The sequence below is a fragment of the Paenibacillus sp. Y930 genome (assembly GCF_056786375.1).
The window spans coordinates 273,417-286,093 of sequence record NZ_JBXCIX010000002.1; the positions used below are offsets into that span (position 1 = coordinate 273,417).

Consider the following 12,677-nt stretch of genomic DNA (forward strand, 5'->3'; position numbering starts at 1 on the left):
CACCAGTAGCCCCAGCAACACCAGTAGCCCCAGCAACACCAGTAGCCCCAGCAACACCAGTAGCCCCAGCAACACCAGTAGCCCCAGCAACACCAGTAGCCCCAGTAACACCAGTAGCCCCAGTAGGTCCAGTTGGTCCAGTAGCACCTACTGGAATTGTAGGCAATTCAATACTTACGATAGCAGAACCTTGCGTAACATTAATATCTAATGTTGTAGATTCAAAAGACAGAGTCTCACCTAATAGTAATGTTGCCGTATCTCCAGCAGAACCTTCAACAGTGAATAATAGTTGACTTGTGTCAAATTCGCCAGTCGGTCCAGTCGGTCCAGTCGCTCCCGCAGCACCAGCAGGTCCAGCCACAGAAATTATTTCGTAGTCTGGTGATTCACCAGGAATACCTTGAGGTGGAGCATATGTTACAACATAGAGTACTCCGTTGTAAGAAACAACTTGCCCTACTTGATAAAAAGGAGCTTCTGTTGGATCAAATGGTACGATGTCAGTAAGTCCAATTCCAGGAGGACCTTGTTCTCCAGGGTAGCCTCGAGGTCCTTGAGGACCCGGAGGCCCAGGAGGACCTGTTGGTCCACGACGACCAGGTATAGGATGAATTCCACTGATCGTTACTGCTTTAGACTTGCATTTCTTCGGTTGAAGCTTATCAATTTGTTTATTATTGGATTTTGTATCCAAAAAAACACCTCCCTATGAACTTCTATATCGTACGCGGAGGGCGGTGGAAGCGTATGTGTGATTATCCTATCTTTTCGAAAAAATAGCATAATAGTATTATAGAATATAGTATTTAAAGATAGTTTATTAATAGGAAAGGGCTGCCGCACCGTAGTTTATACGGCGTGGCAACCCATTAATTAAAATAAATAGTTAGCTAATTGCAATACCTGCGCTAGCATATCCTAGGAGGGTTGTAGCTATATCCAAACCAGCAGTAACTTCTGAAGAGAATACTAATAATAGACGAGTACCTTGAGTGACGGGAATACTTAATCCAGGCGTATTGCCACTACTTATGGCACCTAGTGCAATGATTCCAGTTAGTGAGGGAGCTAATGTTACAACGGCACCAGGAACTGGGGTGAAGATATTATCAGGTGTAGTTGAACTGAATAATTGAGCAGTAATGGTAAGTGTTGATCCGAGAAGTGAAATAGCAGCTGTTGTGCTGAAATATGCTGACATACTTGTAATTGTACCGTCTCTAGGAACTGAGAATGCCATGTTAAGAAGTAAGCCAGCAGCTCCAGTTAGGTCGATATTAGCACCAACGAGTGTTACTCCTCCTGCAGAATTTCCAAATCCAACAAGTGAATTAGTATTTAGGAGACCGCCCAAAACTGTAGTAAGTGCGACAGGTAAACCAGATGCATACGGTATAATAGCACTTGATCCAGCAACACCAGTAGCGCCAGCGACACCAGTAGCGCCAGCGGCACCAGTAGCGCCAGCGGCACCAGTAGCGCCAGCGGCACCAGTAGCGCCAGCGGCACCAGTAGCGCCAGCGGCACCAGCTGCGCCAGTAGCACCGTCAGCACCAGCGGCACCAGTAGCTCCATCAGCACCAGCGGCACCAGTAGCTCCATCAGCACCAGCCGCGCCAGTAGCTCCATCAGCACCAGCGGCACCAGTAGCTCCATCAGCACCAGCGGCACCAGTAGCTCCATCAGCGCCAGCCGCGCCAGTAGCTCCATCAGCACCAGCGGCACCAGTAGCTCCATCAGCACCAGCCGCGCCAGTAGCACCGTCAGCACCAGCGGCACCAGTAGCTCCATCAGCACCAGCCGCGCCAGTAGCGCCAGCGGCACCAGTAGCACCAGTAGCACCAGCGGCACCAGTAGCTCCATCAGCACCAGCCGCGCCAGTAGCACCGTCAGCACCAGCTGCGCCAGTAGCTCCGTCAGCGCCAGCCGCACCAGTAGCTCCATCAGCGCCAGCGGCACCAGTAGCTCCGTCAGCACCAGCTGCGCCAGTAGCACCGTCAGCACCAGCGGCACCAGTAGCTCCATCAGCGCCAGCAGCGCCAGTAGCACCGTCAGCACCAGCGGCGCCAGTCACGCCAGTAGCGCCAGTAGCTCCGGCAACACCAGCCGCGCCAGTCACGCCAGTCACGCCAGTAGGTCCAGCGATACCAGCAATACCAGTAGCACCCGTAGGACCAGTAGGTCCAGGAGGACCTCCAGAAGGACCGGTAGGTCCAGCAACACCAGTAGCGCCAGCAACACCAGTAGCGCCAGCAACACCAGTAGCGCCAGCAATACCAGTAGCGCCAGCAACACCAGTAGCGCCAGCAACACCAGTAGCGCCAGCAACACCAGTAGCGCCAGCAATACCAGTAGCACCGTTGGTTCCATTGGTTCCATTGGTTCCGTTGGTTCCATTGGTTCCGTTGGTTCCATTGTTTCCATTGGTTCCATTAGTTCCGTTAGTTCCAGCAGTACCCGTAGCACCCGTTGGTCCAGCAGGCCCTGTTGGTCCACGGCGACCAGGTGTGGGGTGAATTCCACTAATCATTACTTCTTGAGTCTTGTGATTCTTTAGTTGAAGCTTATCAATTTGTTTAATATTGGATAATTTGCCCAAAAAAACACCTCCCTTAGTAATTCTTTATCATACGAAGAAGGTGGTAGATGCGTATGTGTGTATACCCTATCTTTTCAAATTTAATATATTTATATAATTGATAGTAGATAACAATGTAGAATTGACTCCTTATTAAAAAATTATAAATAGTAAGATTGTTCTTTGAAGTATACGAAAGGATGTCGGATTTGTATGTATGAATATTCAATGTTCTCGTAACACTATAGCTATGGATTCATTTGAGTTTTTATTATGTTGAATGAATGATCCATACAATAGCTAAATTGAGACATTGACAGATAACTATGACAATAATATAATTAACTTATAAAAAGTAAGTAACTATAAATAATGGAGGTTGTTCTTTGTGACATTTACAATAAATTCAAATACTTCTCTTGGTCTTGTAAAATTAAAGGTAGAAAATTTGGCGCGATCAATCTCGTTCTATGAAAGAGTAATAGGACTTAAATCGTTAAATGTAACGGATAAGTCAGCACAACTAACGGCAAATGGATCTACTATTTTAATTGAGCTTGAGGAAATTGATAATGTATATACAGGATCGCACCGTGGTCATAATGGTTTATACCATTTCGCCTTACTATTACCTACTCGAAAGGCGTTAGGGAGTATATTACGCCATTTAATTGAGCAAGGTGTTCAGGTTGGACAAGCGGATCATTTGGTAAGTGAAGCGTTGTATTTATCAGATCCAGACAATAATGGTATTGAAATTTATCGAGATCGACCTCGCTCCGAGTGGCAATATGATAGTAACAACATGGTGAAAATGGCTACTGACCCGATTGATTGGGAAGGACTGTTACGAGATAGTGAAGGTGAAGTCTTTCATGCCATAGATGCGGATACTATTATGGGACATATACATTTACATGTTTCAGATTTGAAAAAAGCTAATGAATTTTATAATGATATTGTTGGTTTTTCACTTGAATCAGACTGGTCCGCTAATGGAGCATTATTTGTAGGTGCAGGCGGATATCATCATCATCTCGGACTTAATGTTTGGAATGGACGAGGTGCAACAGCACTACCCGTAAATGCAACGGGGCTGGAATATTTCACAATTATACTTCCTAGTGAGGGAGATCGTGAATTACTTGCTGGGCGTCTACAAGAAGCTGGTTATCCGGTTCTTAAGAGTGAAGGATATATGTATGTAGTTGATCCATTCGGAATGGGCATTAGATTGCAATAATAACGATAGATGGAGCTGTTCCATTGTAGTCAAGGGCTACAATAGAGCAGCTCTTTGATTTGTTAGACCGATATAAGCGGGCTGTCTTTGAATGGTTCGCATTATTAATGAGATGAGTTATAATATACAGCATTACGATCATGAAAGGCATAAGGAAGGACGTTATGTTGTGAATAGAGATAATAAGAGTTTATTAAGAAATATAGCCTCTTCTGCGAAAAGAGAGAAGGCTGATATCGTTATAAAAAACGGCAAAGTCATAGATGTGTTTAATCAGGAAATATTAGCTGTGGATGTTGCTATTACTGCTGGGGTCATCGTTGGGCTAGGTAATTATGATGGTGAAACGATAATAGATGCTAACGGCAAATATATTGCGCCAGGATTTATTGATGGTCATGTTCATATTGAATCAGCCATGCTTACGCCTGCGGAATATTCGCATGTTGTTCTACCTCATGGTGTAACAACCGTTATTGCAGATCCGCATGAAATTGCTAATGTAAGTGGAGAAGATGGTCTTGATTATATGATTGCATCATCTGAAAATATAGCGTTAGATGTTTATTATATGCTTCCATCATGTGTTCCAGCGGTTTCATTCGAGAATGCGGGGGCTGTATTGACCGCAGAGCAGCTAGAACCATATTATCAACACGAAAGAGTGATTGGTCTAGGTGAAGTTATGAATGCACCTGGTGTTATAGCGGGTGATTCCACTGTAATAAATAAGCTACAATCAGCCCACAGGCATAACAAGCATATTGATGGACATGCGGCTGGTTTAGATAAAGACGCGATTAACGTCTATATGACAGCAGGTATTCGTACTGATCATGAATGTACGACGCCACAAGAAGTTCGAGACAGATTACAACGTGGAATGTATGTGATGCTACGTGAAGGATCTGCAGCTAGAAATTTAAGAACAATTATTAAGGCAGTGAACGAAAAAAATGCAAGAAGATGTTTGTTTGTAACGGATGATAAGCATCTAGACGACTTAGTCAACGAAGGAAGCATAGATTATAATATTCGACTTGCGATCGAAGAAGGAATTGACCCAATATTAGCGATACAGATGGCGACATTGAATGCAGCAGAATGCTTCGGTCTTAAAGATCGTGGAGCTATAGCACCTGGTTATATTGCTGATATTGTTTTCTTGGATCGTATTGAAAATATATCAATCTCTGAAGTGTATAAAGCTGGTCAACTAGTTGCCAAACATAATGTATATGTTGGACCTGTTGTTCATACGGCAGATCCGATAGAGAAGTTGATGTCTAGCATTAATGTTAGACCAATAACGAAACAAAACTTAGAGCTACCTATTACTAATACTACTAAACAAGCTAATATTATCGGTATTATTCCAAATAGTATTGAAACAAAACATCTCATCGAGGAAGTTGATGTGAATGAATCGTTACTGTTTCAACCGTCGACGCAAAGAGATCAGTTGAAAATGGTCGTAGCTGAACGACATAAAGCTTTAGGAACGGTTGGCGTAGCGATATTGAAAGGACTAGGGATTACTTCGGGTGCGATCGTTGCCACTATTGCTCATGATTCGCATAATATTGTAGCGGTAGGTGTTAATGACGAGGATATATTGTTTGGATTAGATGTTATTCAGCAATTGAAGGGCGGCGTTGCTATTGTAGACAATGGCAAGGTGCTAGCTTCCGTCTCATTGCCGATTGCGGGATTAATGTCTAATCAAAAATTTGAATTTGTATATGAACAACTAGAAGCTCTTAATAAAGCATTGGCTGATATTGGATTCGAGCAAAACTTCAATCCATTTCTTACATTATCTTTTTTAGCGCTTCCTGTCATTCCGGAGCTGAAACTTACTGATCAGGGGTTGTTCAAGGTAAGTGAGTTTTCTCACATTAAAGTAGATGAGGTAGTTCAAAACATCCACTTGTGATCACGATGAGTATGCTAACATGGCTTAGTCGGCGGTGAATATACCCTCATCGAAAATAGCCATCGCGTGTGCGGTGGCTATTGTAATGGTAGAAATTATTGTGTTGGGCTAGCTTATTTTACATAGCTTTCGAAAATTTCAAGTACTTTCTTTTGATCATGTGAGATGGAGTAGAGTACATACTTGCCATGACGCACGATTTGATAGTTCTTCGCATTTTCATATTGATCTTGTAAATATTTTTCAAAAGTAGCTTGAACATCTTCAGCACGCTTCGTTAACGCTGTTTTCACTGCATCGTAGTCAGATTCATTTTTCAGCTTAATAATTGCAAGATCAGCTGCTTTCACATTCATCATCGCTACTTGGAATATACCGTCTTCTACATATTTATCGCTATCCATATAGAATACGTCAGAAATCATTTCACCTGAGACATCCATCATGGAAGAAAATTGTACATCATTTATTATTTGTTCACTTATATCATTGAGATTAATACTAGTTGGTTGTTCAGGTGTAGCAGAAGGCTTAGCTGTCGGTTTAGGCGTTGCCACTGGTTTTTCTGTAGGCTTAGCTGTCGGTTTAGGTGTTGGCTTAGCAGTAGGCTTAGCTGTTGGTTTGGCAGTTGGTTTAGGTGTTGCCGCTGGTTTTTCTGTGGGCTTAGCTGTTGGTTTTACTGTTGCCTCTGGCTTCGTTGTAGCTTCAGGCTTTTCTGATGTACTTGGTTTTTCTGTAGCTTCTAGTTCCGGTGTAGTTGTTGCCTCTGGTGATGCTGGAAGTTCGTCTTCCGGATTGACTTCTTCTTGATTAATATCTGAATTGTCATCTATTGAGTTATCTTCATTAGTTACGTTTTCAGGTGTCGTCGTTGGAACTGGAACTGGATCGTTAGCATTGCCCCCACATCCACTTAATACGATAGTTAGAGCGATAAGTAGAGTAGCTATAGATTTCCAAAGATGTTTTTTCTGTTTCATGTGTAGTAAGGCTCCTTTTTAATTATGCTACAACTAAAGACGCAATTTAATTTATAAAGGTTGCACTAAATGAATAAATTAATTAATTAAAGTATTGTAGCAATATAAGGTAGAATAAACTTGCGACTGAATTTGAATCGATAGATCGTGATCACAAGAGAGTTTTTAAAACTACATCAACATATACTGAGGTGCTTATTATGATTAAATGGGATGGCCATACACATACACAATTTTGTTATCACGGTAATGATGCTCCATTAGAGCAATATGTAGAGCAGGCTATTGCACTAGGATTTAGCCGTTATTCGGTGACGGAGCATCCACCACTTCCAGCTAATTGGGTGAAAGATCAATCATTGTTTCAGGAGTTGGCAATGCCGGAGCAACAATTAGAACAATACTTCGCTTACGTACAACAGGTGAAGGAAAAGTATCGGGACAGAATAGAAGTTACGATTGGACTGGAATTGGATTACTTGCATGGACGGACGGATTATACAGATGAATTGGTTAGTAAATGGGGACATTTACTTGAAGATGTTGTTTATTCTGTACATTATTTGCCTGGACAAGCTGGAATGTATTGTATTGATTTTACTGCCGAAGATTTCTCGCGCAATCTATTGCGATATTACGGAACGATGGATACATTGGTGGATACTTATTTCGATCATGTCGAACTTGCTATCGAGCATGCGAGCGGACTTAATATGCGAAAACGAATCGGTCACTTGAATCTAATTACCAAATTCGCTCATAAGCTACCTCCTATTTCCGAAACACTTATGAATGCGCGATTAGAGCAATTACTTCCTCTATTACAGGAAAGTGGTGTCGGCGTAGATGTTAATGTAGCTGGTTTGCGAGTAGCAACTTGTGAACAAGCTTATGTTCCAAGTTGGTTTATTAAGCAGGCGACAGCATTAGGGATTGAATGTGTGTATGGATCGGATGCGCATAAGCCAGAACAAGTAGGGTTATTCTGGGAAGTAGTTCAAAAAGCGGACTTTGATAACGAAGGGGGATGCTGACGGAGCTTAGTCGGCATCGCATTTGAAACGAACTTGGAAAGTACGGTTCGCATGTACCAATAACGTACATTTGCGCTTCCGCCTTTCTCAAGTAGCGTCTCAACTGCTCGGTTCTGAAAGCCCACTTTTTGAACCTTTATTTTAAGCTTCGTGCTAAACATTTGACCGCTCGTGTACTCGTACCGTACACATTGCTGGGTTTTACGGCTAACAAAAAAAAGTGACCCACAGCAACGGGCTGGGGTCGAAAGTTTATATTATTAAAAAGGGGGTCACTTAGAAGTATAACCAATCTACATTAAGGTAAGATGAATGATATATTTCAATCATATTACAAATTAATTCTAGATCATTTCAATTACTGAGAAAGTTATCCATTTTGGAGGAGCTATTGTGAATATACAAGATACAATCTTTCAGATTGTAGGTGGTATTGCAATTTTTCTGTTCGGAATTAAGTATTTATCCGACGGATTGCAAAAAACAGCTGGCGATAATATACGGCATTGGCTTGCTACCTATACATTTCATCCATTACTCGGTGTACTTGTCGGGATATTGATCACGATATTGTTTCAAAGCTCCACAGGTGCAATGATATTGATTATTGGATTAATGAATGCCAATATACTTAGTTTAAAACAAGCGATTAGTGTACTTATCGGTGCAAATATTGGTACGACGGTAACGATATTTGTAGTAGGTATCGATATCGAAAATTATGCATTACCGATTATTACAGTTGGCGTAATATTACTCTTATTCGTTTATTACAAAAGATTACAATATATCGGCCAAGTTGTGTTTGGTTTTGGTGCGTTATTTCTAGGGCTATCGATTACGAGAAATGGTCTACAGCTACTTTCTCTTTCTGATTATACATCTGAATTTATGTTGAATTTATCGGACGTCCCATTGTTTGGCATTATTACAGGGATCGTATTGACTTTATTATTAACTAGCTCGAATGCTGCAATTGGTGTGCTACAAACCATTGCTGATGAAGGTCTCGTTCATTTGGACGGTGCAATACTCATTTTGCTGGGTAGTAATATGGGGTCAGCAGTTATTGCTTGTATAGCGGTAATTGGTGCAACGATTAAAGCGAAGCGAGTAGTATTTCTTGATGTCATTTACTATATTTGTGGAACGACTATTTTTCTGCTTTTGCAACATCCGATCTATTTATTTGTAGAATGGGTAGGGAAATCACTGCCAATTAAAATGCAGCTTGCTACTGCTCATGGAATATTTCAATTCATTACGGGATTAGTCTATATTGTGTTGACACCACTACTTATCAGATTAGCGAACACGGTTATTCAGTCGCAGCATACGTCAACAGAAGTAACCTTTGGGGTGCAGTATCTAGACAAGCGATTACTTGCTACACCGAGCGTCGCACTTGGACAAGCGCAATATGAGGTTATTCGTATGGGGACGATTGCTCGTGAAACATTGCTACATGCTGCTCATTATTTCTTCGAGCAAGACTCGCGTTCTGCTAATTTGGCATCGAAAAAAGAAATATTAGTTAATGAATTAGATCATCAAATTACGGATTATATGGTACGAATTCATCAAAATGGATTAACGGCGCAAGAATCGGAAAAGGCTACAGGATTACTTAATATCGTTAATGATATTGAACGAATTGGAGATCATGCGGAAAATGTGGTGGAGTTGGCTGATTATTGTATTCGTAATCGATTACAGTTTTCTAAGGAAGCATTGGAGCAATTACATACGATGTTTGACGCAGCCGAATGGATTACTTCCCGTGTATTATATGCACTTGAACAGAATGATCGGTCAGCGGCAGCGGATGTATTAGGAAGAGAAGCGGACCTAGACCGCATGGAGCTCGAATTTCGAACAGGTCATTTCAAACGGCTTCATAATAATCGCTGTCGTGGTAATTCTGGTGCGATATTTCTTGATGTACTGAGTAATTTGGAGCGTATAGGGGATCATAGTAAAAATATCGCTGAATATGTATTGAAATAACAGAAATGCCCGTTGTTTTGCGTGTCACATTGCATAACTAGGCATTTCTTTTGTTATATTTTGAAGCTATTACTTTCAATGTTATCAAAGCGCGCTTTTTGAAGCTACATCTCTATTCATTGCTTTTTTGTTGTATTTGTTTCCATAGCTGTGTTAACTGTTGAAGCTTTGTCAGCATAACGCTGGAGAGCTGTGAAGTGGCTTCTAACTGCTGCATATCGCCAGAAGTAAGCTGAGTAAGTAGTTGCTGAGCCCGCTGCTGCATCTCATCTAGGGGGTCAGTGTAGCTCGTTTGTTCTAGAGGGATTGCAGATATAGATGTTTCATATGCTGTGGGTAGATGCTGATTAGTATGAATTGTCTCATTGACACGATATTCGGTTTGTACAGAGCCGATCGATGATTGCTCCATTTTATCATATTCCAATGTGGGCGACTGCTGCTCGTTCATAGCAGCTGCAGCTTTACGCAGTTCTTCTTGCTCAGCTCTTTCTTGACGGTCTTTCTCGCGAGCTAATTTTTCTTTGCGATTTTGCTCGAACACGGACCATGTTTCTATTAATCCGCTCCCATTTTTCAATAATAGCTTTTCTTTTGTTGCATCTGAAATCGTCTTGTCTTTGAATAGTTTGGCAATCTTTTTCACATCACTAACTGGCAATTCATCTCTTGCTGCCGTAAGTGCTAAAGTATCACGATATTCAAATGGTAAGTCTTTTAATGGCATTAATTGATCTTCCGTTAAGCAATCTTTGTGGATTTGCGTTCCTCCGACAATAAGTTTTTTCACGGCATTACCAAATTTTAATAACTCACATTTGTTTTTAATATAGCTTTCTGGTTTGCCTAGCTTACTGGATAATAGCTTCATAGAGCTTTGGAACCGAGAGTCATTCATTAATTTGTGGAAGGCTTCAGCTTCTTCAATTGGGGAGAAGTCCTCGCGTGTCAAATTTTCTGCTATCTGTTCAAAGTAAATATCGGTCTCATCTGTCGCCGTGGAAACGATACAAGGTATGTTCTCAAGGCCAACCATAAGCGAAGCTTTATAACGACGATTACCATAAATAATCATGTATCGACCATTGTCTACAGTGCGTACTTTAATAGGGGAAAGTAGACCGATTTCAGAAATGCTATTTGCTAGTTCTGTAAGTGCTTCTTGACTAAATTGATATCGCGGTTGGTCTTTATCTTCATCGATGAGTGATATCGGAATAAGTGTAATATCCATTATCTAGCTCCTTGTCTATTAATCTCATATCTTCTATTGTATCATGTGTACACAAGAACTTGCATAGGTCGTTATATTCTGATAGCTTTTAGGGATAATAATCGATAAAAATTTTGGGAGGTAAGTATACGATGGTATTAGAAATTGAACGTAAATATCTGTTGGAAATCTCTTCACAACAGTTAATAGAGCAAGGTATTATAGAGCAACAATCACAGCATCGCATAGAGCAAACGTATATTGCTATGGATGTTGATCAAGAGCTTCGCGTTAGGCGTATTCGCGATACTGCTACAGGAAACTATAGCTACACGCATACATTCAAAAATGGTGTTGGACTTGCTCGTGAGGAAGTTGAATATGAGATTACACAAGTCATTTATGATCAAGTGATGGAAGCCTTCGGTTATATTTCGCTAACGAAAGATCGGATTACTGCTAAGTGGAATGATGTTATTGTAGAAATAGATATATACGATCAAGTAGATTTCGTCGTCGTTGAGGTTGAATTTGATTCTATGGAAGCGGCAAATGAATTTGTTCCTCCGACATGGTTCGGCGAAGAAATTAGTTTCAATAAAAAATATAGCAATAAAGCAGTGTGGAAGCAGCTTCAAAGTAAATAGTTAACTATGCTGGGGGAAGAGGGAACTTATGATTTCATTCGGTATTATTGGAACTAACTTTATTAGTGATCGATTTATAGCGGCGGGCTCAATGCTGACGAATTTCTCAGTAGGAGCAGTATGTTCTCGTTCTATAGATACAGCTCAAAGCTTTGCTAATAAACATAATATTGTTCATTGTTATACGGATGTGGTAGAGATGCTTGATAGTGGAAATATTCAAGCTTTATATATTGCTTCGCCTACAAATTTACATGCTCATTATGCGCAACTAGCATTAGAAAAAGGCATCCATGTACTATGTGAGAAACCTATTACATCAAATAGTAAAGAATTGAAGCAATTAATTGAAATAGCAACGCGTAAGCAAGTTTTATTGATGGAAGCGATGAAGTCAACGACGCTACCAGCATTTCGTCAAGCGGCTAAGCATCTTAGTGAAATTGGACATGTAAGACGTTATTTCGCTAGCTATTGTCAATATTCCTCGCGATATGATGCATATAAAGCAGGTAATGTACTGAATGCATTCAAGCCCGAATATTCCAACGGGGCATTAATGGATATTGGCGTATATTGCATCTACCCTGCCGTTATGCTATTCGGTAAGCCTAAGTCAGTAAAAGCTTCCGCATTTATGCTGGATTCAGGGGTTGATGGTGAAGGTAGCATGATATTGGAATATGATGATATGGATGCGATTATTATGTACTCCAAAATATCCAATTCATCACTACCAGTGGAAATTCAAGGAGAACAAGGTAATCTAGTGCTAGACCGTGTAAGTGAGCCTAGTCGAATTAAGTTGATACCACGTGGTGGTGAAGAAGTCGATCTGAGTCTACCGACGATTGAGCATGATATGTATTATGAAATCGAACATTTTATTCAATTACTAGAAGAGAATAAGGTGGAATCTTCGATCAATTCTTACGAAAACTCGCTAATTACAATGGAAATAATGGACGAAGCACGTAAGCAAATTGGACTAGTTTTCCCGGCTGATCTTGCGTAATAGGATTAACTAATGTTCTAA

At 40.9% G+C, this 12,677-nt stretch carries 9 protein-coding genes and 1 pseudogene; 6 read left to right on the forward strand and 4 right to left on the reverse strand.

All coding sequences use genetic code 11. From position 1 onward, the window contains the following. Window positions 1-697, reverse strand: a pseudogene (locus AC1TO5_RS06710) (hypothetical protein); the annotation flags it as partial. Window positions 698-889: 192 nt separating this feature from the next. Next, a complete protein-coding gene (locus AC1TO5_RS06715; protein ID WP_482062030.1) occupies window positions 890-2,602 on the reverse strand; it encodes an exosporium glycoprotein BclB-related protein in 1,713 nt (570 codons plus the stop codon). A gap of 367 nt (window positions 2,603-2,969) precedes the next feature. Between AC1TO5_RS06715 and AC1TO5_RS06720 the strand changes: the two genes are divergently transcribed. Beyond that, complete coding sequence (locus tag AC1TO5_RS06720; protein ID WP_482062031.1) at window positions 2,970-3,824, forward strand: VOC family protein; 855 nt, start codon at window positions 2,970-2,972, stop codon at window positions 3,822-3,824. 91 nt (window positions 3,825-3,915) lie between these two features. Continuing rightward, window positions 3,916-5,760, forward strand: a complete 1,845-nt coding sequence (gene ade, locus AC1TO5_RS06725) for an adenine deaminase (RefSeq protein ID WP_482062032.1) — start codon at window positions 3,916-3,918, stop codon at window positions 5,758-5,760. Window positions 5,761-5,873: 113 nt separating this feature from the next. Here the strand turns inward: ade and AC1TO5_RS06730 are convergent, their stop codons facing one another. Further along, complete coding sequence (locus tag AC1TO5_RS06730; protein WP_482062033.1) at window positions 5,874-6,740, reverse strand: DUF4358 domain-containing protein; 867 nt, start codon at window positions 6,738-6,740, stop codon at window positions 5,874-5,876. Between the two features lie 200 nt (window positions 6,741-6,940). Here AC1TO5_RS06730 and hisJ point away from each other — a divergent pair, with 200 nt between their 5' ends. Together hisJ and AC1TO5_RS06740 are read left to right on the forward strand one after the other, a co-directional pair. After that, a complete protein-coding gene (gene hisJ, locus AC1TO5_RS06735; RefSeq protein WP_482062034.1) occupies window positions 6,941-7,774 on the forward strand; it encodes a histidinol-phosphatase HisJ in 834 nt (277 codons plus the stop codon). 393 nt (window positions 7,775-8,167) lie between these two features. Beyond that, window positions 8,168-9,781 carry a Na/Pi cotransporter family protein gene (locus tag AC1TO5_RS06740; RefSeq protein WP_482062035.1) on the forward strand — a complete coding sequence of 538 codons (1,614 nt, stop codon included), beginning with the start codon at window positions 8,168-8,170 and terminating at the stop codon, window positions 9,779-9,781. A 112-nt stretch (window positions 9,782-9,893) separates the two neighbouring features. On the opposite strand, the gene AC1TO5_RS06745 is transcribed toward AC1TO5_RS06740, so the two are convergent. Then, window positions 9,894-11,015, reverse strand: a complete 1,122-nt coding sequence (locus AC1TO5_RS06745; RefSeq protein ID WP_482062036.1) for a ParB/RepB/Spo0J family partition protein — start codon at window positions 11,013-11,015, stop codon at window positions 9,894-9,896. A 131-nt stretch (window positions 11,016-11,146) separates the two neighbouring features. Here AC1TO5_RS06745 and AC1TO5_RS06750 point away from each other — a divergent pair, with 131 nt between their 5' ends. Together AC1TO5_RS06750 and AC1TO5_RS06755 are read left to right on the forward strand one after the other, a co-directional pair. Further along, window positions 11,147-11,641: a CYTH domain-containing protein gene (locus AC1TO5_RS06750; protein WP_482062037.1), complete on the forward strand. Its 495-nt coding sequence runs from the start codon at window positions 11,147-11,149 to the stop codon at window positions 11,639-11,641. Window positions 11,642-11,669: 28 nt separating this feature from the next. Beyond that, window positions 11,670-12,656 carry a Gfo/Idh/MocA family protein gene (locus AC1TO5_RS06755; protein ID WP_482062038.1) on the forward strand — a complete coding sequence of 329 codons (987 nt, stop codon included), beginning with the start codon at window positions 11,670-11,672 and terminating at the stop codon, window positions 12,654-12,656. Window positions 12,657-12,677 lie beyond the last annotated feature (21 nt).

What these genes read in the sequence shown, in the direction of transcription:
- ade (WP_482062032.1), top strand. Translation starts at nt 3,916, where the DNA reads ATGGTTCGCATTATTAATGAGATGAGTTATAATATACAGCATTACGAT.
- hisJ (WP_482062034.1), top strand. Translation starts at nt 6,941, where the DNA reads ATGATTAAATGGGATGGCCATACACATACACAATTTTGTTATCACGGT.
- AC1TO5_RS06750 (WP_482062037.1), top strand. Translation starts at nt 11,147, where the DNA reads ATGGTATTAGAAATTGAACGTAAATATCTGTTGGAAATCTCTTCACAA.
- AC1TO5_RS06755 (WP_482062038.1), top strand. Translation starts at nt 11,670, where the DNA reads ATGATTTCATTCGGTATTATTGGAACTAACTTTATTAGTGATCGATTT.
- AC1TO5_RS06745 (WP_482062036.1), bottom strand. Translation starts at nt 11,015, where the DNA reads ATGGATATTACACTTATTCCGATATCACTCATCGATGAAGATAAAGAC.
- AC1TO5_RS06730 (WP_482062033.1), bottom strand. Translation starts at nt 6,740, where the DNA reads ATGAAACAGAAAAAACATCTTTGGAAATCTATAGCTACTCTACTTATC.